The organism is Bradyrhizobium guangxiense (assembly GCF_004114915.1).
Classification (GTDB): Bacteria; Pseudomonadota; Alphaproteobacteria; order Rhizobiales; family Xanthobacteraceae; genus Bradyrhizobium; species Bradyrhizobium guangxiense.
Genome location: NZ_CP022219.1, coordinates 4,915,915 through 4,935,327, shown reverse-complemented (window position 1 = coordinate 4,935,327; position 19,413 = coordinate 4,915,915). Strand labels below are relative to the sequence as shown.

Below are 19,413 nucleotides of genomic sequence, written 5' to 3'. Positions count from 1 at the left end.
CTCAGGCCTCCTCGGATTGCTGCTGCCGATTTGCCCCGCTGGATGCCGCCTGCTCCAAGAGGGACACCAGCTCACGCGCGCGCTTGTCGGAGGTGTGCTGATCCATCGTGCGCTCATAGGCGCACTGGGCGATGGATTGCAGCTCCGGGCTTGGCATCGCGAGCGCGGCCAAGGCGTCCTGCGCGTCACGGGCAATCAGGATCTCCTTGTTGGGCGTGAAGAACTCCTCGATGCCTGGCCAGTGGTCGCTCAGCAGCGGAACGCCGCAGGCCGCTGCCTCGAACAGACGGCCGGAGGGGCACCAGCCCATCTCTGCCATGGCCTTGCGCGTGACGTTGAGGGTCAAGCGCGAGGAGGCGAAGAAAGGCGCATGCTCCGATGGCGGCAGATGCCGCACGAAATAGATGTTGGGCGACCATGGAAAGTCGTCGGGATATTGCGCCCCGCCGATCAGGAAGCGCAGATCTTGTCGCGTCCGCGCGGGTTCGACGAACAGCGCTTCAAGGCCACGCTGCCGGTCGTCGGAGTAGGTGCCGAGGTAAGACAGATCCGCACGGTAGTGCGGTTCGGGCGGCACCGGGCGGTGAATATCGCTATCCACATGGCCGTAGAGGGGGCGGATGTCGCGCGCGCCGAGCCGCTCGCGGAACTCATGGGCCACGCGCGGTCCGCCCGTGAAGCTGAGGACGAGCGCGAAATCCTTTAGGCCTTGCTGGCCGATATAGGAAACGGTTTCACCCGCCATGAGCCGCGCGAGCGTGATCGGCGTATCCAGATCGTAGAAGACGGGAACGGCTCGTCCCTCGGACATGATCAGGTCGGTCGCCGCAATCGCGTCGGGACAGTAGGACGTCACAATCGCGACATCCGCATCCCCGATGTCGCTGCGGGCCAGGGAGCGGGTCTCGCCCCAATTCGAAAACAGCCGCAGCTGACCGCCCGGCAATTCGTTGAAGTCGCGGCTTCCAGCGTAATAGGGCACGTCGCGCTCGTAGAAGACCACAGTATGCCCGAGGCGCGTCAAATGTTTGCAGAGACCGCGCCACAGGGTCGCGTGGCCGTTGCCCCAGGAGGAGGAGATAGTCAGGCCGAAAATGACGATCTTCACGCCGGCACCTGCTGATTGATTCCGGTGATCCTGAGCCCGCTTCGGTACGTGCTGAGAGTGCTGACGCTGGAAGGATCGATCTCGATCGAAAGAAAGTCATCAAGACGTATGCGGGCGTAATGCAGCAGGGCCGCACGGATCGGCTCGGCATGACTGACGACGATCACGGTGCCCGCAATAGGGTCATTGCGCAGCTGCTCCAGATGGTTGACGACACGGTTCTGAAGCGACCGCATGCTCTCGCCGCCCGGAGGCCGCGCGCTGCCGCGCCGCTTGTTCCAGCGCGACCATTGCGGGTCCTGACAGAGCTCTTCGAAGGCCCTGCCGGTCCATTCGCCATAGTCGAGCTCGTCGACGGCAGGAGCGATCTCGATCGGCAGTCGGAAATGCGCCGCCAGGATAGAGGCCGATTGCATGCAGCGCCGCTGCGGGCTCGACTGGATCAAGGATGGTCGCGGACTGAGGTTGGTCGCACAGCGTGCCATCTGGCTGCAGCCGACCTCATCGAGGGTGACGCCGTCCATCCGGCCGCACAGCGTGCGGCCGAGCAGGGCGTGACGGCCATGGCGGACAAGATGGATGATTTCGGCCATCAGCTGTACGCCTTGTCGTCGATGAAGGCGCGCGTTCGCCGCCCGGCCTCCTCGTCCGTGAACTGCTGCGGCGGCGACTTCATGAAATAGCTGGAGGGGCCGGTCAGGGCGCCGCCTCGGCCCCGGTCCATGGCAAGCTTGGCACAACGGACCGCGTCGATCACCACGCCCGCCGAGTTCGGGGAGTCCCACACCTCGAGCTTGACCTCGGCGCTCAGGGGAACGCCGCCGAACGTCGTCCCTTCCAGCCGGATGAAGGCGAGCTTGCGGTCAGTGAGCCAGGGCACGTGATCGCTCGGTCCGACATGGATGTTGTCAGGATCGATAGGGACGTCGAACTGGCTGGTGACGGCCTGGGTCTTGGAGATCTTCTTCGAGGTCAGCCGCTCTCGCTCTAGCATGTTCTTGAAATCGGTATTGCCGCCCACATTGAGCTGATAGGTCCGGTCGAGCCGAACGCCGCGATCGCGAAACAGATTGGCAAGCACGCGGTGCAGGATGGTGGCGCCAACCTGGCTCTTGATGTCGTCGCCGATGATCGGAAGGCCGGCACTCTCGAACCGCCGGCGCCACTCCGGATCGGAGGCGATGAAAACCGGGATGCAGTTGACGTAGCCGCATCCGGCTTCGATGGCGCGGGCGGCGTACCATTCGCTTGCGCGTTGCGAGCCGACCGGCAGGTAGGACACCAGCACGTCGGTGCGTGACCTCGCCAGGACCTCCGAAACATCGGCCTCCGGGACGTCAGCAATCGGGACGTCATCTTCGAGGTAGCGCCCGATGCCGTCCAAGACCGGGCCGCGCTGGACGATCACGCCGGACCGGTCGACGTCGGCGAAGCGATGCGTGTTGTTCGGCCTTTCAAAAATGGCCTCGGCGACATCGCGGCCAACCTTGCTGGCATTGACGTCGAAGGCGGATGCGATCTGGATATCGCTGATGTGGTATCCGCCGAGATCGACGTTCATCAGGCCGGGCACGGGCTCGTTCGACTTGGCGTTCCGGTAGTAGGTCAGCCCCTGCACGAAGGAGCTTGCGCAGTTGCCGACACCGATGATGCCGACGCGCACGCGGCGCCTGTCCTGAAGACGGGAATGCATGGACGAAAACCTCCGGGAAAGCGCATGGCGTCAACGTAAGTAGGTCGGCGAACGTGTCGGAAGGTATGTTCGTTCCTGTGCTGATGCCGCTGTGCGCGCGCACGGATCGATTCTGGGCAAAAAAATGAAGCGGGCTTAACCTGGGATAGAATCCGCCGCTGCATGAAGGGAACGAAGATCATCTTGGATGAAGATGAAGAAGATGATGCTGGTCGCCCCGCATGAGCCACGTGCCGCGAAGAACAAAACTTGCCGGCCCGCGTTTCACCGCAGACAGTCGACACGATGCCGTAGCGTTGCCAGGCCTGCCAACAAGCGAGGTACCACATGACGTCCAAAGCCCAGAACGGCGAAGCCCAGCAGACCACCGATCACGCAGCGATCCGCAGATGGGTGGATGAGCGCGGCGGACAGCCGGCGACGGTCAAGGCGACCGAAGAGGACGGCCATGCCGGCATCCTGCGCATCGATTTCGATCCGCCGGATGACGGGCTGGATCGCATCGGCTGGGATGAATTCTTCGACAAGTTCGACGAAGCCGGCATCGCCTTCCTGCACCAGGACCGGACCAAGGACGGCAAGCTGAGCCGCTTCCATAAATTTGTCCGTCGCTAGCCGGATCTCGGGGCGTGGCAAGCGACTGGGTGGAGGCGATGCGGACCGGCGATTTCGCGCGCGCCTGGGCCATCAACGACCGCGATCTCGCAATGCTGCCGCTTCCCCCCAAGCACACCGGGCCGCGACATCTCCAGCGCATCGGGCGCGGCGAGCCTCTCGCGGACAAGCACGTGCTCGTGCGTTGCTATCATGGGCTCGGCGACACGATCCAGTTCCTGCGATTCATGCAGCCTCTTCGCAGTCTGGCGCGCAGCGTGACCGTATGGTGTCAGCCTGCGTTGTTGCCGCTGATGGAGTGCACAGCCGGTGTCGATCGCGCGTTAGCGATCCACGAGGGCACGCCCGAAGCGGACTTCGAGGTGGATATCGAGATTATGGAAGTGCCGCACGCGCTTAAGGTCGGGCGAGAGCAGATCGAGCGCGTGCCCTATTTGAAGCTCCCACCGACGAGTGCTCGTGTCCCGGTCGATGACGATTGTCTGGCCGTCGGCTTGGTCTGGGAGGTTGGCCAATGGGACAAGCGTCGCGCTGTTCCACCCGTCTCCTTGCGCCGTCTCGCCGTTCCTGGCGTCGCGCTTTTTTCTCTCCAGAGAGAGGCTGCGACTGAAGAGCTCACGCAAGCTGGCGTTCGCGACATCAGTACCCCCGATATCGCCACGCTTGGCCATCTTCTCCGCCAGCTCGATCTCGTCATCTGCGTCGACACCATGGTCGCACACCTCGCGGGCGGTCTCGGATGCGAGGCCTGGGTGCTGCTGCACGCCGACTGCGATTGGCGATGGCCTTCGTCCGGATGCCGTTCGCTGTGGTATCCGAGCCTGCGGCTGTTCCATCAGACGACGATCGGCGATTGGGATGCCGTCATCCTGGAGGTGCGGGAAGCCTTGGAACAGCGCTCGAAGACCAGGCAAAGCATCAGGCCAGCGCGACGGCGTCCTTAGCCGTCTCCAATTCCCTTGGGCGCCTGCCTTGGTTACGTGGTCGAAGACCAAGATAGGCAGGATCAAAGCCGGCAAGCCGGACCAATCCGGGCCAGTCGGAAATCACCAGGGTCTTGCTTTGCCATTGCAGGAGATTGGCGCGCCGCAGTTCCTGGATGGTGCGGTTGGCGTGGACGGGGGAGATGCTGCAGGCCGCGGCGAGGTCGGATTGGTTGAACGGTGAAGACAATCTGAAATCTTTGGCGAGGCCGACATTTTGCAGGCGCGTCGTGATCTCGCAGAGCAGGTGCGCCACCCGCGTCAGGGCGTCACGGCTGCCGAGGTTTACCGTCCAGTTGCGCTGTATGGCGTGGTCTCGAAGTAGCATCAGCAGCAGAGTACGCGCGATCGTGGGCGAGCGCGCAGAAATCTCGCGAAAGAAGCGGTGCGGCACAAGTGCGATCACGGCGGGGCCGAGCGCAATGAGATTGCCGTTGACGCAAGGTCGGTAGAGTGTCTGGAGGGCGGCGATGTCGCCGGGGACCGAGATCGACGTGATCTGCCCATCTGCTCCCAGGGCGTCCTGCCAGGACAGGTACCCCTGGAGCAACAGGCAGCATTGATGGCTCTCGTCGCCGTGGCGCAGGATCGCCTGGTGTGAACTGAAATGTGCAATCGTGCTCGGCATATCCGCCAGCAGATCGAGGTCGTCGGCGGTCACGTCGGCGAGGCTCGCCAGATGATCCGCGAGTTTGGAAAAAGCAAATCCAGTCTGCATTTCTTGTCCGATCGCCCTGCCCATCTCAACTCTGACCCATATGAGAAACGTCAGGCAATAACCTGTGATACGATCTGAGGCTCGAGGATATGAGCACGGATGCACGTCGGCGTCCGCCGGTTCTCGATGTTCCCGGCGATAGGACGACGTCGGAAGGGCATCGTTTGCGCTGCGACGTGTCTGAAGAGCCCGAAGCATCCAGTCCGGACAATTTCGACCAATCAGCCGTTCGGTTATTAACAATGTTGAATTTCTCGCCGTCGCCGATGCTCTAGTGTGAGGTCATTCCGCTGGAGGCGACCCATGTTCGACACCGATACGACGGCGCTTCTGCGCGCCGTCCTCGAGGAAGTGTGCGAAAGCGTCTCGCGTCGCGAGATCGGTGCCAGGACTCACGTGGCCTCGAGGCTGCTCGAAGCGGCGACGAGAGGACAGACGTCTCTTGACGACCTCAGGCAAGCCGGTTCCAGGGCACTTTCCGAAGCCTCGGCCGTGCGACGGTAGCCGTGCGAGGAACGAGGGCCACCTCCAGGGACTTGAGCAAGGTTCGCACCGGAAGATGCTCATGCACACACCTGACGCCGTCTCATCGCATGTCACCCTCACGAGGGTGACGGACGACATTTTGATCGCGGACGATGCGCCGATCAGCGCCGCGGGCTTGCGTCTGCCTCTCCGCATGACGGTGATCCGGCTGTCGAATGGCGACCTCATCCTGCACTCGCCGGTGCGATACTCGCCTGTTCTGCACAATGAGCTGGAGCGGTTCGGGTCAATCAGATATCTGCTCGCACCGAACGTCGCGCACTGGATGTTTCTGCCTGAGTGGCAAAAACATTCGCCACAAGCGCTGACCTTCGCGGCCCGAGGGCTCTCAACGCGCAAGCAGGTGCGAGAGGCTGGCCTTCGCATTGACCGCGAGCTTGGCGGCGCGACCCCGGCAGAATGGTCGAGGGAGCTCGAGATCATCTCCGTGAATGCGCCGATGTTCTCCGAGGTGGAGATATTCGATAAGCGTAGTCGCACATTGATCCTGACCGATCTCGTGCAGAACCTGGAGACCAATCATCTTCCTCCATCAAATCAGATGGCCGCAAGCCTGCTTGGCATCGCCAAGCCCGACGGCAAAGCACCGGTCTATTTACGGCTGCTGTTGCGTCTTGGCGGCCGTTCGGTGGAGGCCGCGGCAGAGCGGCTCGTCGGTCTTGCGCCGGAGCGGGCCATTTTTGCCCATGGCGACTGGTTCGAAACCGGAGCAACCGATCGGCTCCGTCGCTCGCTGCGATGGCTGCTTCCCACGCCCGTATCGCACTCGATGTCCCGACCGATGGCCGGTACGCGCGTTGTCGTAACGGGGGCATCCAGCGGCATTGGCCGCGCCGCGGCGCTGGCGTTTGCGCGGGAAGGCGCAAGCGTGGCTCTCGCCGCACGGCGCGGCGAAATCCTGAGTGGCCTCGCTGCGGAGTGTGAGGCACTGGGGGGGCATGCCGTGGCGGTCCCGACCGATGTCACCGATGCCGAGGCGGTGCGGCGGCTGGCCAAGCAGACGGAAGATGCATTCGGGGGGATCGACGTCTGGATCAACAATGCAGGCACCGGCGTGTTCGGCGCTTATCAGGACGCAGATCTTGGGCTGCATCGCCGGACCATCGAGGTCAATTTGCTCGGAACCATGCACGGCGCTTACGCAGTACTTCCGATCTTTTTGCGCCAGAAGCGAGGCGTGCTCATCAACAACATCTCGCTCGGAGGGTGGGCGCCGACACCGTTTGCTGCCGCCTACACCGCGAGCAAGTTCGGCCTGCGCGGCTTCACGGCGAGCCTGCGCCAGGAGCTTGGTGCGCACCCCAATATTCATGTTTGCGGCGTGTTCCCGGCGATAGTGGATACGCCGGGCTTCCTCCACGGTGCCAACATGTCCGGCAAGCGGCTCGATCCGGGTCCGCTGTTGTACCAATCGGAAGACGTCGCCCAGACCTTTGTGAATCTGGTTCGCGCGCCGCGCGATGAAGTGGCGGTCGGATGGCCCGCACGCGCCGGCCAAATGGCCTATGCGGTCGCGCCGAGACTCACCGAGGATCTGCTGGGTGGCGCGTTCCGGTTCCTGCTGTCACGCGCCCGACGCGCACCCATCAGCGAGGGAAGTATGATCGAGGCGTCCCCGCCAGGCACGTCGGTTGACGGAGGCTGGCTGGCACGGAAGCAGCTTCCGCCGGCTGGGATTATCAGCAACGGGCTCGCTGTCGTTGGATTAGCTGCGTGCGCTGCTTTCGCGGCCTCGGCAATCGCCCGTCCACGCCGGCGGATCGGGACAGGACGGCGCCGGGCATAGAGGAGATATCCCGCGGGACGTCACGGCAGCGCGTAGGCCCGCACGTAATCGCCGAGCTTGGTGCCGAACGAACCGTGGCCGCCGTCGACCGTCACGACATATTGCTTGCCGCCAGCCTCATACGTCATCGGCGTCGATTGGCCGCCGGCGGGAAGACGATCCTGCCAGAGCTGCCTGCCGTCGCCGACGTCGAACGCCCTGATGTAGTCGTCCATGGTCCCCGTGATGAAGATGACGCCGCCCGCGGTCACGATCGGTCCGCCCAGCATGGGAACGCCGAGCTTGAAGGGAAGCGGCAGAGGAGCCTGATCGCGGATCGTGCCGATGCGGTGTTGCCAGACAACCTTGTGCGTTCTGAGGTCGATGGCCGCGATATTGCCCCACGGCGGAGCGAGACAGGGGATGCCGAGTGGCGACAGGAAGATGCCGAGATCGACTCCATAGGGGGCGCCATACATCGGCTGCACGCCGAGTTCGGTGCCGGGCGGATGCGCTGCGTTCGGCGCGGCCGGATTGTCTTTTCCCCGCGGCACGAGGCGGGAGACGAACGGAATCGATTGCGGGTTCGCGATGGCGATCTGGCGCTTCGGATCGACAGCGATGCCGCCCCACTCGAACATGCCGAAATCGCCCGGGAAGACCAGCGTGCCTTGCTCCGATGGTGGGGTGAACGGTCCTTCGTAACGCAGACGCTTGAATTTGATGCGGCAGGCGAGCTGGTCGAACATCGTGCTGCCCCACATCTGCGCGTCCGTCAGCATACCGGGCGGACGGAAGCTCAGCTCGGAGAAGGGTTGGGTGGGGGACAGACGGTCGCCGGACGCGGCGCCCTGCGGCACCGGCCTCTCCGGCGCGGGCACCAGCTGGTGCCCGTCGCGGCGGTCGAGCACGAAGATGTCGCCGGTCTTTGCCGGGATGTAGATCGCGGGCGCGGTGCTCCCGTTCGAGCGCAGATCGACCAGGCTCGGTTGCGAGGGCATGTCCATGTCCCAGAGATCATGGTGCACGTTCTGAAACGACCAGCGCAATTGTCCGGTGGCGATGTCGAGGGCGATCAGCGCCGAATCGTAGCGCTCCTTCTCCGGCGAACGGCCGCCGCCCCAGATATCCGGCGAGTTCGAGCCGAGCGGGACATAGACGAGCCCGAGATCTTCATCGACCGCCGAGATGCTCCACGAGTTCGGTGAGCCGGCCGTGAAATGGTGTGAGGCCGATGGCATCTCGTTCGGATCGGGATTGCCGGCGTCAAAGGCCCAGATCAGTCGCCCGGAATAGATGTCGAAGCCGCGGATGACGCCCGAGGGGACGCGGTCAGAATAGTTGTCGATGACCGCGCCGCCGACGATCAGGACCTTGTCGGTCACCACGGGCGGCGAGGTGCCCTCGTAGAAGCCGAGTGTCTGAATCTCGTTTCCCTCCTTGAGGTCGATCTGGCCCTGCTGGCCGAAGTTGGCGCAGGGCGTGCCGGTACGGGCATCCAGCGCGAACATCCGTCCGTCATTGGTCGGCACGAAGATGCGTTCCGCGCAATCGGTGGGAGCCGGCGCGCCGTCGGCCGTGACCGCGCCGGGCTTCGTCGCGTGATAGGACACGCCGCGGCAGGTCATGTGCTGGAAGGCTTTGTTGTGCTGGACTTGCGGGTCGAACTTCCAGCGCAACTGGCCCGTTGCGGCGTCGAGCGCGAACACGATCTGGTGCGGCGAACAGGTGTAGAGGAGACCGCCGATCTTGAGCGGTGTCGCCTGGTTGGTGATCTCGTCGGGGTCATCAGGTCCCTTGTGGTCGCCCGTGCGAAATTCCCAGGCGAGCTTGAGGTCCTTCACATTGGCCCTTGTGATTTGGCCGAGCGAGGAATAGCGCGTGCCGAAGCCGCTGCCGCCATAGGCCGTCCAGTTTTTGCCGGCGGTGAGCGGGGGCGCTTCAGAGGCGGCAACGGCGCCCGTCGTCTCGCTGTCCGGTACGGTGCCGGCAAGATCGTGGCGGTCGCGCGTCAGGGCGAGGGCGAGCACGCCGGCCGCAACGATCAGGACGAGCCCGAGCGCCCACTGCGCGGCCCGTAGATTGGGCGTCAGACGGCGAGCGATGAAGGGCAACAGCAGCCAGACGCCGAGCGGCGCAAGGACGTCGCCGCGGGGTGCCAGGGACCAAAAATCAAATCCGACTTCCAAGATCGCCCATGCCATCGTGCCCAGCAGCAGCGCGGCATAGACCCAGAGCGCCTCGGCGCGACGTTGTGCCAGCAGCCAGGCGGTGAGCAGCAGCATGATGCCGGCGAGGAGATAATAGGCGGAGCCGCCAAGCGCGGCGAGCCAGGTACCGCCAGCAACGAGGCCCATACCCATCATGGCAACTACTGCAATGGTGATGGCGAGCAATGGCGCGATGCGGAACAAGTCTGCCGAACGATGGATCAGTCTCATGTATTTCACTTCAGCGTATAGAGAAACGCCGCGATGTCGCGCGCGTCCTTCTGTGGGATGCCCATTCTCGGCATGGCGTTGCCCGGCAACGCTCGCTGGGGATCTTCGATCCAGTCGGCCATGCTGTCCGGCGAGTTCCGAATGTAGCCGGCGATGTAGGTCCGGGTGCCGATCCGGTGTAGTGGAGGACCGACATTGCCGTCGGCACCGGCGATGCCGGGAATGTCGTGACAGCCGCCGCACTGATATTGTTTCACGAGGTCTGTGCCCCGGCGCGCATCGCCGGCGAAATTATCGGGGCCGGCGGCCTTGCCAGGCTCGCAGGCAGCAGCCGTCATGGCGAACAGAGAGGCAATGAGCAATCGTGTCGTTGGATTGACCATCGGCTGCTCCGCTTTTCCATCAGGGCTTTTGACCGAAGTTGAACGACTTGGTGGCGGACCACGGATCGGTCGTCGAAACCTGCTCGCTCGGGACCTGCTCGACTTCAGGCGACAGTGGATTTGCCGAGAAGGTGCGGCCCCATTGCCGGCTCGGCTCGTTGCTGATCTTGCTGATATAGGTGACGAGATCCCAAATCACGCTGTCGGGCAGCACGCCGCCCCAGGCAGGCATGCCGTTCGGCCGTCCCTGGTAGATCGACAGGTAGATGTTCTCGGGCTGCGAGCCGTAGGTGAAGAGATTGTTGCTCAGCGCCGGCCCCATCCCCCCGCCGCCATTTGGCGCGTGGCAGCCGACACAGTTGAAATTAACATAATAGGTCATCCCGCGCTGCTCGGCAGTGGGATCGCCCTGGACCGGGTTCTTGATCTGAGGCGGATCCGGCTGCGCGCCTGGGAAGAGCGTGGTCACGGGCACCTGCATGAACACGCCCGGCCTGCCATTGCCGACGCTGCCACCGAAATTAGGGCGCGGCGCCACCGTCGGCATCTGCGCCTCCTGGGATTGGGGCAGGGTTTGCTGGCCAAGTACCGCATCGTCCGGCACAGCCAGCAGGAGAAGCGACAGTGCACTCGTGCGCAGCGCTATCGCAGACATCATTCTTGTCCTCCCGATGCCGTCACGGGCAGCTCCACCAGCGGCACGCCGTAGCTTCGCAGCAGCGCGGCGATCTCGGATCGATGCTCGTCGATGAACGCGTTCAGCCGGTCGCGCAAAACGTGGTCGCCCTTGCGAACACCCATCGAAATGGCGAACTGGAATTGTTGCGGCGGAAAGCGTTCGCCGTCCTGAATAGGGGTGACCGTCAGGGGCACCTTGGAATGCGCCGCGAAATAGCCGCCCAGCGGCCCCCAGGCGGCCGCGACATCGATCTCGCCAGCTTCGACCGCCTCGATCAGGCGCGCAGGCGGATCGGCTTGGCGATAATCTCCATAGATTGAATACCCACGGACATTGCCGACGATGCCAAGCTGGCCGAGAGCCTGCGCGGGCGGCGGATTGTTGCCGTCGTCGCCGACGAGGTGCACACCGATGGTGAGACGATGAAGACGCGGATCGAGCAGGGACGAGAGATTCAGATGCTCATCCCGGCGGCTGACGAAAACGTAGGTCGAGCGATAATAGGGTTTTGAGGTCTCCACGAGTTCGTAGCCGGAGGGCACGCCCATCACGACGTCGCATGTCTCGGCCCTCAGCGTGTTGCGGATGAAGCCGCGACGCTGTGCCCACCAGGTGTAGGATACCGACCGTCCCAGCGCGTCTGCTACCATCGATGCCAGCCTGTTTTCGAAGCCGGCCTCAGCGCTGTTCGAAAATGGCAGATTGTTCGGGTCAGCGCAGACACGAAGCTCGCCATCCGGTGTGGCCCATGCGGGCGACGCGATTTCGATCAGCCCGACAAGCGCGAGAGCAAGACCAAAGACGGCACAATCACTGCGGAGGCGCATGGCTGCCGTCCTGATTGTTGGCGCCGCCGAGCTTGAACACCAGAAGTTCGCTGCCACCGGCGGTGTAGAACGGCAGATCCTGCATGGCGCCGGTAAAGCCGAGCGCGCCATTGCGCACGCGCTGGTCGACCTCCGCATTCGCCACCGCGCCGGGCCAGCCGCCGACGCCCGAGAGGATGGCGATGTATTGCTGCCCGTCCGAGCCACGATAGGCGATCGGCTGGCCGATGAATCCCGAGCCTGCACGAAACTGCCAGAGCAACTTGCCCGTCTTTGCATCCACCGCCTTGAACAGACGGTCCATCGTTCCGTAGAACGCGACATCGCCTGCAGTCACCAGCGCGCCACTCCACACCGGGAGCTTCTCGTGGATCTCCCAGACCTTCTTGCGCGCGACCGGATCCCAGGCCATGAACTCGCCGCGATGGCCGCCCGGGCCGGCATACATGTCGACATCTGCGCCGACATAGGGCGTGCCGGCGATGTAGCCGACCTGCGAGGCCTTGAAGTCCATGCAGAGGTGCTGATGCGGAACGTAAAGTAGCCTGGTGCGGGGTGACCAGGCGGAGGGCTGCCAATCCTTCGCGCCCGGCGCGCTCGGGCAGATGTTCTCGACGGTCTTGCCGACCAGCGGCGTCTTCTCCTCATTGGGGATGATCTTGCCGGTCTTGAGGTCGACGCCCTTATAGGCATTCACGAACTCGTAGGCGTCCGCCGAGATCACCTCGCCGGTGGCGCGGTCCATGACGTACATGTAGCCGTTGCGACCAGGATGGATCAGCACCTTGCGCGGCTGGCCATTCAGCTCGAGGTCGACCAGCACGTTCTCGTTGATCTCGTCATGATCGAACAGGTCGTGCGGGTTGATCTGATAGGCCCATTTCGCGCGTCCGTTGTCGGGATCGCGCGCGAAGATGGTCGTGCTCCAGAGATTGTCGCCGCTGCGCTGGTTTGCGTTCCAGGGACTGGGATTAGCGGTGCCGTAATAGATCAGGTTGAGATTCGGATCGTAAGAGATCCATCCCCACATGGTGCCGCCGCCGACCTGCCAGCGGTCGGGAGGCCAGCTCTTGACGCCAAGGTCTTTACCCCTGAGGTTGTCGTAGAAAGGCTTGAAGTCGTCGCCGATCAGCACGTCCTTGTCGGGGCCGGTGGCGTAGGCGCGCCAGGCGATGGCTCCGGTGTTCTCGTCGAGCGCGGTCACCCAGCCGCGAACGCCCATCTCGCCGCCGCTGTTGCCGATGAGAACCTTGCCCTTCACCACGACGGGCGCCATCGTGATGGTCTCGCCCTTGTTGATCTCGCCCAGCTTGGTGTGCCAAAGCTCCTTGCCGGTCTTGGCGTCGAGCGCGACCGAGTGATTGTCCAGCGTGTTGAGGAAGACCTTGCCGTTGTCGAAGGCGAGCCCGCGATTGACGACATCGCAACATGCAACGCCCGCTGCGGCAGGCTCCGGCTTCGGCGCATAGGACCATTTCAGCTCGCCCGTCGCTGCATCCAGCGCGAACACGCGGTTGGGGTAAGGGCCGGCATAGGGGCCGACCACATACATGGTCCCATCGACGACGAGGGGGGCCGCCTCCTGACCGCGATCCGCTCCGATCGAGAACGTCCAGGCCAGCTGCAGGCGCGAGGCATTGCTTGCGTCGATCTGGTCGAGCTCGCTGTAACGGGTGTTGGCGTAGTCGCGCGCAGCCATCGGCCACTGGCTGGGGTCCTTCATGCGACTTGCCAGATCGGTCTGGGCAAAGCCAGGCGATAGCAATGCGAGGCTTGCCCAGAGTGTGCTCAGTACTCCCCATAGCAACCGCCTGAAACCGAAACTTAACATAAGTGAAGATCTCCACGGCATTGACGAGGCCGTGCCGCGTTGCAGGCCGATTTGCGAACGTACAAACGTTGCGCGCGTTCTTGGTTCCTAGTCCCCGAAGGGGCTATCTCACGACGTTCCCTGACATGCCGGCACCGAGATCGACGGCGATCTGGTCCTCCTTGCCGTTGCACTTGGGATGACCGAAGCCCGATGGGCTTTTGCCGTCGGGCCCGATGTCATAGATGATCGCGTCCTTCATGTTAGGGCTGACACCGGCCGGCACATGATCGAGGCCGAGAAAGTGTCGCACGCGCCAGGCGACATTGTGGTCGGCACATGAGCTGTCGCCGCTGATGCCGAGCGCGCCGGCAATGCCGTTGCCGTCATAGAGTGCGAGCCCGCCGCCGAACACGATCACGCCGCCAACGGGCTTGCCGACCATCGGATCCTTTGCCGTGCCGAACTCCTCCGGCGTGCCTGCATAGATAACTTCCGGAGACGGTGGATTGCTGAGCGCTGCGCCGAACAGGAAGCCGCCAGGTTGGGCGCCCGCGTAGAGATTGGCGGTGGCCATTGCCTTGTTCTTCAGGCTGAACGCGTTTGCCGTGTTGGCCTTCTCTGCGGCGATGGCGCGGCTGCCAAGCCATTGGTCGTCGACCTTGCTGCCGCTGTAGGCGACGGCACAAACCACGCCCTGCCGGTTCACCACGGCAGCCCACTCATTGTTGTCGAGGCCGCCATTGCTGGGGCCGCCGCCGGGCTTGACGCTCTTCTTCAGGATGTCCACCAGTTGATCATGGTCGACCGGACATGACATTCCCGCACGTGGCTGATCTTCCGCGGTCGCGGCTTGCGGTATCGCAAGGACAACCGCGAGGATGACTGTCGCCGGGACGGTTCGCTTGCGCATATGGCCTCCACAGGATTGCCGAAAGTCAGCAGGCGAACGCTGCATCAGACACGCAGTTCCTATGTTCGTCGCGAGCTTCAGGTCATTCAGCTGGCCTGCCGAGCGGCCGGCAGGTGGGGGCGCGCAGAAAACGCGGTGAGCCACCGATAGGCGAAGAGCAGTGCCGCGCCGGTGTAGAGCATGCCCATGGGCACCCACATCAGGATGCCTGCGAGCTGCTGATCCTCCAGGGGCGACAAGCCGAATTCGCCGGCGAGAGCGCCCTGTCCCGGGATCCATATGCGTGTCGACAACGTCAACAGTGCTCCGAGCACACCGGAATGAAGGACCGTGATGAACAGGCAGGCGATCGCGATGCCGTCCCGGATCCGCACGCTGCGACCTATGCCGCGGCCATGCAGCAGCACCCACCAGAACAACAGTGCCGTGGCGAAGAAGCTGATGTGCTGAAGGCGATGAATGGCGTTGTTTTCGAGCGCCCACGCATAGAGCGCTGGCGTATGCCAGGCCCAGAGCGCCAGGCCATGCAGGGCCGTCGCACTGATGGGATGGCTGACGAGCGCCCATGGCTTCGCCACAAGCGGCCAAGTGAGAGAGCGGCCGACCGCTGGGCGAAGCGAGGCGGGCAGGCTCCACATCATCGGCCCGTTGATCCGCGCGAAGGCCATCAGCGGCGCCCCGATCACCATGAGCAACTCGTGCTCGATCATGTGCGCGGTAAACAGGCGCTCGCCCAGCCAATGCAACGGTGAGGTGAGGGCAAGCGCGACGATCATCCATCCGGTCCAGAAGGCGCCGACCTGACGGAAGCTGACACCGCGGCCGCCACCGGCATGGCGCCAGAGCCGCTGCGTGCCGACATAGAAGCCGATGCCGACGACATAAAGCGGCGCCAGTAGCCAGGGATCGGAGTTCCAGAGCGAGCCCGTGTCGACGTCCGCGATGCCATGCGCCATTGCAGGCGTTGCAATCAGGTTGAGCAAAAGGGCTAGCAGGCTCAGCGCAGACATGGGCTGATCATCAGCGATGCCGCGAGCTGGTTCGCGATGACAAGCGCAAACAGCACGCCGGAGCCGACACCGAGCCAGGCCAAGAACGTGCGGGGACCACCGCCTTGAGGATCGGTCCACTCCGCTCCGGCGCCCCGACGAACCGCGCGCGCGGATATTGCCGTGCCGGCGAGGGCCACGACGGCCAATATGGCGCTCATGATCGTGCCGGTCAGCCTGGTTGTCTCGCACGAGAAATGGGCGAGCGCATAGACGCCTTGCAGGTTAATGCCCCAGGCGAGCGGTCCGAGCGCAACGCCAGCCCAATAGAGTAGTTTCGAATGTGGTTCAGTGTCGGTCATAGACGGGGCACCCAATCCAGCAGCACATAGAGCGGCAGCCACGCCAGCACGACAAAATTCCAGTAGAACACGTTGTCGGTGACGTCGCTGAACCGGCGCGGCTTGGCGTGGCGGGTGAACATCAGCACCGTCAGCACCACGGTGTCGCCGAGATCGGTGACGAGGTGCGTCGTGTGCAGCCCGAGAATCAGCCAGACGATCGATCCATAGGCGGTGTTATCCCAGCGGGTGTTGAGATGGGCGAACTCGAAACCGCGCAGGACAAGCAGGCCGATGCCGATCAGCGACATCACGATCAGGCCTGTGCGTACCTTGGCAAGATCCTGCCGGTGTGCCGCGCGGTTGGTCATCTCGTTCGGAATGATGCTGAGGAGATAGATGATAGTTTCGGCCGTGCCGGGCCACAGATCGGGCGGCGTGGCGCCGATCGGCCAGTTGGGATTGACGGCGTACAGATACAGATAGGCGCCGATCGCGATGGCGAATCCCATGCCTTCTAGCGCCATGAAGCCCATGGCTCCCCACCACGGGCCGCTTCGCGGGCCATAGCCATAGGTCGGCAACTCGGAGACGTCGCGGACGATGGTCTGTCTCACTCCTCATCCTCCTTGCTGCCCGCCGGCCAGAACCAGCCGATCAGGGTGACGGCCATCGGTGGCGTGCCCCAGAGCACGGCCCACGGCGTGAAGATCGAGCCGATGAAGAACACGGTGGTCGCAATGGCCGTCAGCAGCGGCCAGATGCTCGGCTCGGGAGACCCCTCCCGGATTTGTGGCTCTGCTTCGGCCAGCGACGTCAACAGCACTTCTCGCCGTTCCACGCTGAGGCCCGCGACGACAGGCAGGCTCGCACTGTCGAGCCAGAGCGGATCGCGATGCTTGACGACAGGAATGCGATCGAAGTTCTGCGGTGGCGGCGGTGAGGATGTGGCCCATTCCAGGGTCGACGCATCCCAGGGATTGTCCCCTGCAAGCGCGCCTGAGCGAAGGCTGCGGATCGCGTTGACAAGCAGCAGCGCAAAGCTGAGCGCAAAAATCACAGCTCCGCCGCTGGACAGCAGATTGAGGTGCGCCCAGTCCATGTCCGCGGTGTAGGTATAGACGCGTCGCGGCATTCCGATCAGCCCGAGGATGTGCATCGGGAAAAACGCGACGTTGAAGCCGACAAAGGCCAGCCAGAAGTTCCAGCGCCCGAGCTTCTCGCTCAGCATCCGGCCGGTGATCTTGGGAAACCAGTAATAGACAGCACCAATGAGCGGGAACACCGCGCCGCCGATCAGAACGTAGTGGAAGTGGGCGACGACGAAATAGGTGTCGTGCACCTGGGTGTCGATCGGCACCGAGGCGACCATCACGCCGGACAGGCCCCCCATAACGAAGATCACAATGAAGCCGACCACGAACAGGAGCGGGGTGCGATAGACCGGGCGACCATCCCAGAGCGTCGCCAGCCAGCAGAAGATCTGCAGCCCGCTCGGCACCGCGATCAGCATGCTGGAGGCAGTGAACAGGCCGGCGCCGAGCTGGGGCAGCCCTGTGACGAACATGTGGTGGACCCACAGGCCGAACGACAGAAATCCCGTCGCGATCAGCGAGAGGATGACGACGGGATAGCCGACCACTGGCCGCCGGGCGAAGGTTGCGAGGATCGCCGAGACCATGCCGGTGCCCGGGATGAAGATGATGTAGACCTCGGGGTGGCCGAAAAACCAGAACAGGTGCTGCCAGAGCAGGGAATGTCCGCCCGAGGAGGAGTCGTAGAAGCGCGTGTTGACCAGGCGGTCCAGGATCAGCGACGTTGATGCCACCATGATGGAGGGCATTGCGAACATCACCAGGAAGGCCGTCACCAGCATCGCCCATACGAACAGGGGAATACGATCGAGCGTCATACCGGGTGCGCGCTGCTTGAAAACTGTCACGACGATCTCGACGGCAACGGCCAGCGCGGCGACCTCGGTGAAGGTGATCATCTGTGCCCACACGTCTGGCCGTTTCGTCGGCGTGTACTGCAGCGAGGACAGAGGAACATAGGCAAACCAGCCGACATCGGGGCCGACATTGAGCGCGAAGGAAATCCAGAGGAAGCAGCCTCCGAACAGGAACATCCAGTAGCTGAACGCATTCAGGCGCGGGAACGCAAGGTTCCGCGTTCCGACCATTAGCGGCACAAGATAGACGGCGAACGCCTCCATGACAGGTACGGCGAACAGGAACATCATCGTCGAGCCGTGCATCGTGAAGATCTGGTTGTACTTGTCCGCCGATAGGAACGTGTTCTCGGGTCTGGCAAGTTGGACGCGCATAAGGACCGCGAGAAGCCCGCCGAGCAGCAGGAACGCGAAGGACGTGACGATGTAGCGGCGACCCACGACCTTGTGGTCCACTGACATCAATGCGCCGAGAAAGCCAGAAGGCGTGCGCCAGATGCTCTCGAGCCGCGTCGAAAGCTGCAGACCATTCAGCCCGTCGTCACGTAACGCGTGTTGCTCAGCGGCGATGCTCACTTGAGTTGCTCCAAATAGTGAACAATCGCGATAAGCTCGTCGGATTGCAGCGGCATCTTCGGCATATTGTTTCCGGGCTTGACGTGCTGGGGATCGGCAATCCAGGCGGCGAGGGTTGCCGACGACATCGGCAGCGTTCCGGCTGCGACCGTCGTCCGGCTGCCGATATGGGTGAGGTCGGGGCCGAGCTGGCCGCCGGCGAGCGTGCCACGGATCGCATGGCAGAGCGCACAGCCTCTTGCGCGGAACAGCTGTTCGCCCTGCTTGCCGAGCGGGTCGGCCGGACTGCTCGCGCTCTGGTTTTCGTGGTCGCGCCAGCGACCGAATTCGTCCGGCGACAGTGCGAACACAGCGAAGGCCATGTGCGCGTGCTGAAGCCCGCAGAATTCGGCGCACTGGCCGCGATAGACGCCGGCATTCTTCGCCGTGAATTGCAGCTCGTTCTTCTGCCCGGTGATGAGGTCCATCTTCCCGGTCAGGCTCGGCACCCAAAAGCTGTGGATCACGTCGGCGGTTTCAAGCTCGACCTTCACCGGCTGGCCGATCGGAATGCGGATTTCGTTCGCGGTCACGAAGCTCCTGTCGGGGCTGTCGTCCTCGTAACGGACCTCCCACCACCATTGGTGGCCGATGATCTTGAGGGTGAGAGCATGCTCGTCCTTGGCAAAGACGATGCGCTGACCGGCATAGCTGACGATCGACAGTCCGAGCACGACGACGAGGGTCGCGAGGCCCAACACGAAAACGATGCGACCGCTGGTCCGCTCAAAGGACTGGTGCAGCGCAAGCGGCCGGTCGGCCCCGTGCTTCCGGCGCAGCATACCGACGCAAAGCACGGTCACGACGGCAATCCATACGACGGCCGCGACGATCAGGAAGATGAAGAAGGTCTGGAAAATCTGCTCGGACTGAAGCCCCTGCGGATCGAGCGCGGACTGCCGGCCGGCGCAAGCGGCCAGCGGCAACGTCGCAAATGGCAGCAGAGCCGTTCGAATCCTGACAGGCATCAATGTTCGCCGTGCACCCCTGTTGGAGGGCGAACCGGTCAATCGTATGAAGGTTCCTATTCGTCGGA

The 19,413-nt window shown here is 63.5% G+C and carries 19 protein-coding genes; 4 read left to right on the top strand and 15 right to left on the bottom strand.

Annotated features, from left to right (window positions below; translation table 11 throughout):
- Position 1: 1 nt before the first annotated feature.
- Genes X268_RS23700 through X268_RS23690 form a run of 3 tightly spaced genes read right to left on the bottom strand, consistent with a single transcriptional unit; the run spans position 2 to position 2,801 of the window.
- Positions 2 to 1,108 (bottom strand): CgeB family protein, encoded by a 1,107-nt coding sequence (locus X268_RS23700; protein WP_128927159.1) that lies wholly within the window; start codon positions 1,106 to 1,108, stop codon positions 2 to 4.
- Complete coding sequence (locus tag X268_RS23695; RefSeq protein ID WP_128927158.1) at positions 1,105 to 1,701, bottom strand: histidine phosphatase family protein; 597 nt, start codon at positions 1,699 to 1,701, stop codon at positions 1,105 to 1,107. The genes X268_RS23700 and X268_RS23695 overlap by 4 nt, the downstream gene beginning before the upstream one ends.
- On the bottom strand, positions 1,701 to 2,801 hold the full coding sequence (locus X268_RS23690) for an inositol-3-phosphate synthase (RefSeq protein WP_128927157.1): 1,101 nt from the start codon (positions 2,799 to 2,801) through the stop codon (positions 1,701 to 1,703). Before X268_RS23690 ends, X268_RS23695 begins: the two co-directional genes overlap by 1 nt.
- Before the next feature lie 327 nt (positions 2,802 to 3,128).
- Here X268_RS23690 and X268_RS23685 point away from each other — a divergent pair, with 327 nt between their 5' ends.
- Together X268_RS23685 and X268_RS23680 are read left to right on the top strand one after the other, a co-directional pair.
- Positions 3,129 to 3,416, top strand: a complete 288-nt coding sequence (locus X268_RS23685; protein ID WP_128927156.1) for a bifunctional DNA primase/polymerase — start codon at positions 3,129 to 3,131, stop codon at positions 3,414 to 3,416.
- A 14-nt stretch (positions 3,417 to 3,430) separates the two neighbouring features.
- A complete protein-coding gene (locus tag X268_RS23680; protein ID WP_245477625.1) occupies positions 3,431 to 4,360 on the top strand; it encodes a hypothetical protein in 930 nt (309 codons plus the stop codon).
- Here X268_RS23680 and X268_RS23675 read toward each other — a convergent pair.
- The gene (locus X268_RS23675) at positions 4,335 to 5,141 is read right to left on the bottom strand and encodes a Crp/Fnr family transcriptional regulator (protein ID WP_245477623.1); all 807 of its coding nucleotides are present in this window, start codon (positions 5,139 to 5,141) and stop codon (positions 4,335 to 4,337) included. The two genes, X268_RS23680 and X268_RS23675, sit on opposite strands and share 26 nt — an antisense overlap.
- A 279-nt stretch (positions 5,142 to 5,420) precedes the next feature.
- Here X268_RS23675 and X268_RS23670 point away from each other — a divergent pair, with 279 nt between their 5' ends.
- Positions 5,421 to 5,621, top strand: a complete 201-nt coding sequence (locus X268_RS23670) for a hypothetical protein (RefSeq protein WP_128927155.1) — start codon at positions 5,421 to 5,423, stop codon at positions 5,619 to 5,621.
- A gap of 61 nt (positions 5,622 to 5,682) precedes the next feature.
- Positions 5,683 to 7,449, top strand: coding sequence for an SDR family oxidoreductase (locus tag X268_RS23665; protein WP_128927154.1), 1,767 nt, complete (start codon positions 5,683 to 5,685; stop codon positions 7,447 to 7,449).
- Between the two features lie 20 nt (positions 7,450 to 7,469).
- Here X268_RS23665 and X268_RS23660 read toward each other — a convergent pair whose 3' ends face one another.
- The 11 genes from X268_RS23660 to coxB form a co-directional block, all read right to left on the bottom strand.
- Positions 7,470 to 9,869, bottom strand: a complete 2,400-nt coding sequence (locus tag X268_RS23660; protein ID WP_208764391.1) for a glucose/quinate/shikimate family membrane-bound PQQ-dependent dehydrogenase — start codon at positions 9,867 to 9,869, stop codon at positions 7,470 to 7,472.
- 5 nt (positions 9,870 to 9,874) lie between these two features.
- Positions 9,875 to 10,252, bottom strand: coding sequence for a c-type cytochrome (locus X268_RS23655; RefSeq protein WP_128927153.1), 378 nt, complete (start codon positions 10,250 to 10,252; stop codon positions 9,875 to 9,877).
- A 19-nt stretch (positions 10,253 to 10,271) separates the two neighbouring features.
- Positions 10,272 to 10,907, bottom strand: coding sequence for a c-type cytochrome (locus tag X268_RS23650; protein ID WP_128929363.1), 636 nt, complete (start codon positions 10,905 to 10,907; stop codon positions 10,272 to 10,274).
- Positions 10,907 to 11,758: a substrate-binding domain-containing protein gene (locus X268_RS23645; RefSeq protein WP_128929362.1), complete on the bottom strand. Its 852-nt coding sequence runs from the start codon at positions 11,756 to 11,758 to the stop codon at positions 10,907 to 10,909. Before X268_RS23645 ends, X268_RS23650 begins: the two co-directional genes overlap by 1 nt.
- Positions 11,742 to 13,589: a methanol/ethanol family PQQ-dependent dehydrogenase gene (locus X268_RS23640; RefSeq protein WP_128927152.1), complete on the bottom strand. Its 1,848-nt coding sequence runs from the start codon at positions 13,587 to 13,589 to the stop codon at positions 11,742 to 11,744. Before X268_RS23640 ends, X268_RS23645 begins: the two co-directional genes overlap by 17 nt.
- Positions 13,590 to 13,692: 103 nt before the next feature.
- Positions 13,693 to 14,481, bottom strand: coding sequence for a heme-binding protein (locus X268_RS23635; RefSeq protein ID WP_128927151.1), 789 nt, complete (start codon positions 14,479 to 14,481; stop codon positions 13,693 to 13,695).
- An 86-nt stretch (positions 14,482 to 14,567) separates the two neighbouring features.
- Positions 14,568 to 15,491 carry a cytochrome c oxidase assembly protein gene (locus X268_RS23630; protein WP_128927150.1) on the bottom strand — a complete coding sequence of 308 codons (924 nt, stop codon included), beginning with the start codon at positions 15,489 to 15,491 and terminating at the stop codon, positions 14,568 to 14,570.
- On the bottom strand, positions 15,479 to 15,832 hold the full coding sequence (locus X268_RS23625) for a hypothetical protein (RefSeq protein WP_128927149.1): 354 nt from the start codon (positions 15,830 to 15,832) through the stop codon (positions 15,479 to 15,481). Before X268_RS23625 ends, X268_RS23630 begins: the two co-directional genes overlap by 13 nt.
- The gene (locus X268_RS23620) at positions 15,829 to 16,428 is read right to left on the bottom strand and encodes a cytochrome c oxidase subunit 3 (RefSeq protein WP_128927148.1); all 600 of its coding nucleotides are present in this window, start codon (positions 16,426 to 16,428) and stop codon (positions 15,829 to 15,831) included. The genes X268_RS23625 and X268_RS23620 overlap by 4 nt, the downstream gene beginning before the upstream one ends.
- On the bottom strand, positions 16,425 to 18,338 hold the full coding sequence (ctaD, locus tag X268_RS23615; RefSeq protein WP_128927147.1) for a cytochrome c oxidase subunit I: 1,914 nt from the start codon (positions 18,336 to 18,338) through the stop codon (positions 16,425 to 16,427). Before ctaD ends, X268_RS23620 begins: the two co-directional genes overlap by 4 nt.
- Entirely contained in the window at positions 18,335 to 19,345 is a 1,011-nt protein-coding gene (gene coxB, locus X268_RS23610) for a cytochrome c oxidase subunit II (RefSeq protein WP_128927146.1), read from the bottom strand. Before coxB ends, ctaD begins: the two co-directional genes overlap by 4 nt.
- Positions 19,346 to 19,413: the final 68 nt, after the last annotated feature.

Coding starts and splice junctions, on each gene's coding strand:
- X268_RS23655 (WP_128927153.1), bottom strand. CDS start 10,252: ATGGTCAATCCAACGACACGATTGCTCATTGCCTCTCTGTTCGCCATG.
- X268_RS23645 (WP_128929362.1), bottom strand. CDS start 11,758: ATGCGCCTCCGCAGTGATTGTGCCGTCTTTGGTCTTGCTCTCGCGCTT.
- X268_RS23670 (WP_128927155.1), top strand. CDS start 5,421: ATGTTCGACACCGATACGACGGCGCTTCTGCGCGCCGTCCTCGAGGAA.
- X268_RS23630 (WP_128927150.1), bottom strand. CDS start 15,491: ATGTCTGCGCTGAGCCTGCTAGCCCTTTTGCTCAACCTGATTGCAACG.
- coxB (WP_128927146.1), bottom strand. CDS start 19,345: ATGCCTGTCAGGATTCGAACGGCTCTGCTGCCATTTGCGACGTTGCCG.
- X268_RS23660 (WP_208764391.1), bottom strand. CDS start 9,869: ATGAGACTGATCCATCGTTCGGCAGACTTGTTCCGCATCGCGCCATTG.
- X268_RS23665 (WP_128927154.1), top strand. CDS start 5,683: ATGCACACACCTGACGCCGTCTCATCGCATGTCACCCTCACGAGGGTG.
- X268_RS23695 (WP_128927158.1), bottom strand. CDS start 1,701: ATGGCCGAAATCATCCATCTTGTCCGCCATGGCCGTCACGCCCTGCTC.
- X268_RS23640 (WP_128927152.1), bottom strand. CDS start 13,589: ATGTTAAGTTTCGGTTTCAGGCGGTTGCTATGGGGAGTACTGAGCACA.
- X268_RS23625 (WP_128927149.1), bottom strand. CDS start 15,832: ATGACCGACACTGAACCACATTCGAAACTACTCTATTGGGCTGGCGTT.
- X268_RS23685 (WP_128927156.1), top strand. CDS start 3,129: ATGACGTCCAAAGCCCAGAACGGCGAAGCCCAGCAGACCACCGATCAC.
- X268_RS23690 (WP_128927157.1), bottom strand. CDS start 2,801: ATGCATTCCCGTCTTCAGGACAGGCGCCGCGTGCGCGTCGGCATCATC.
- X268_RS23650 (WP_128929363.1), bottom strand. CDS start 10,907: ATGTCTGCGATAGCGCTGCGCACGAGTGCACTGTCGCTTCTCCTGCTG.
- X268_RS23635 (WP_128927151.1), bottom strand. CDS start 14,481: ATGCGCAAGCGAACCGTCCCGGCGACAGTCATCCTCGCGGTTGTCCTT.
- X268_RS23675 (WP_245477623.1), bottom strand. CDS start 5,141: ATGGGCAGGGCGATCGGACAAGAAATGCAGACTGGATTTGCTTTTTCC.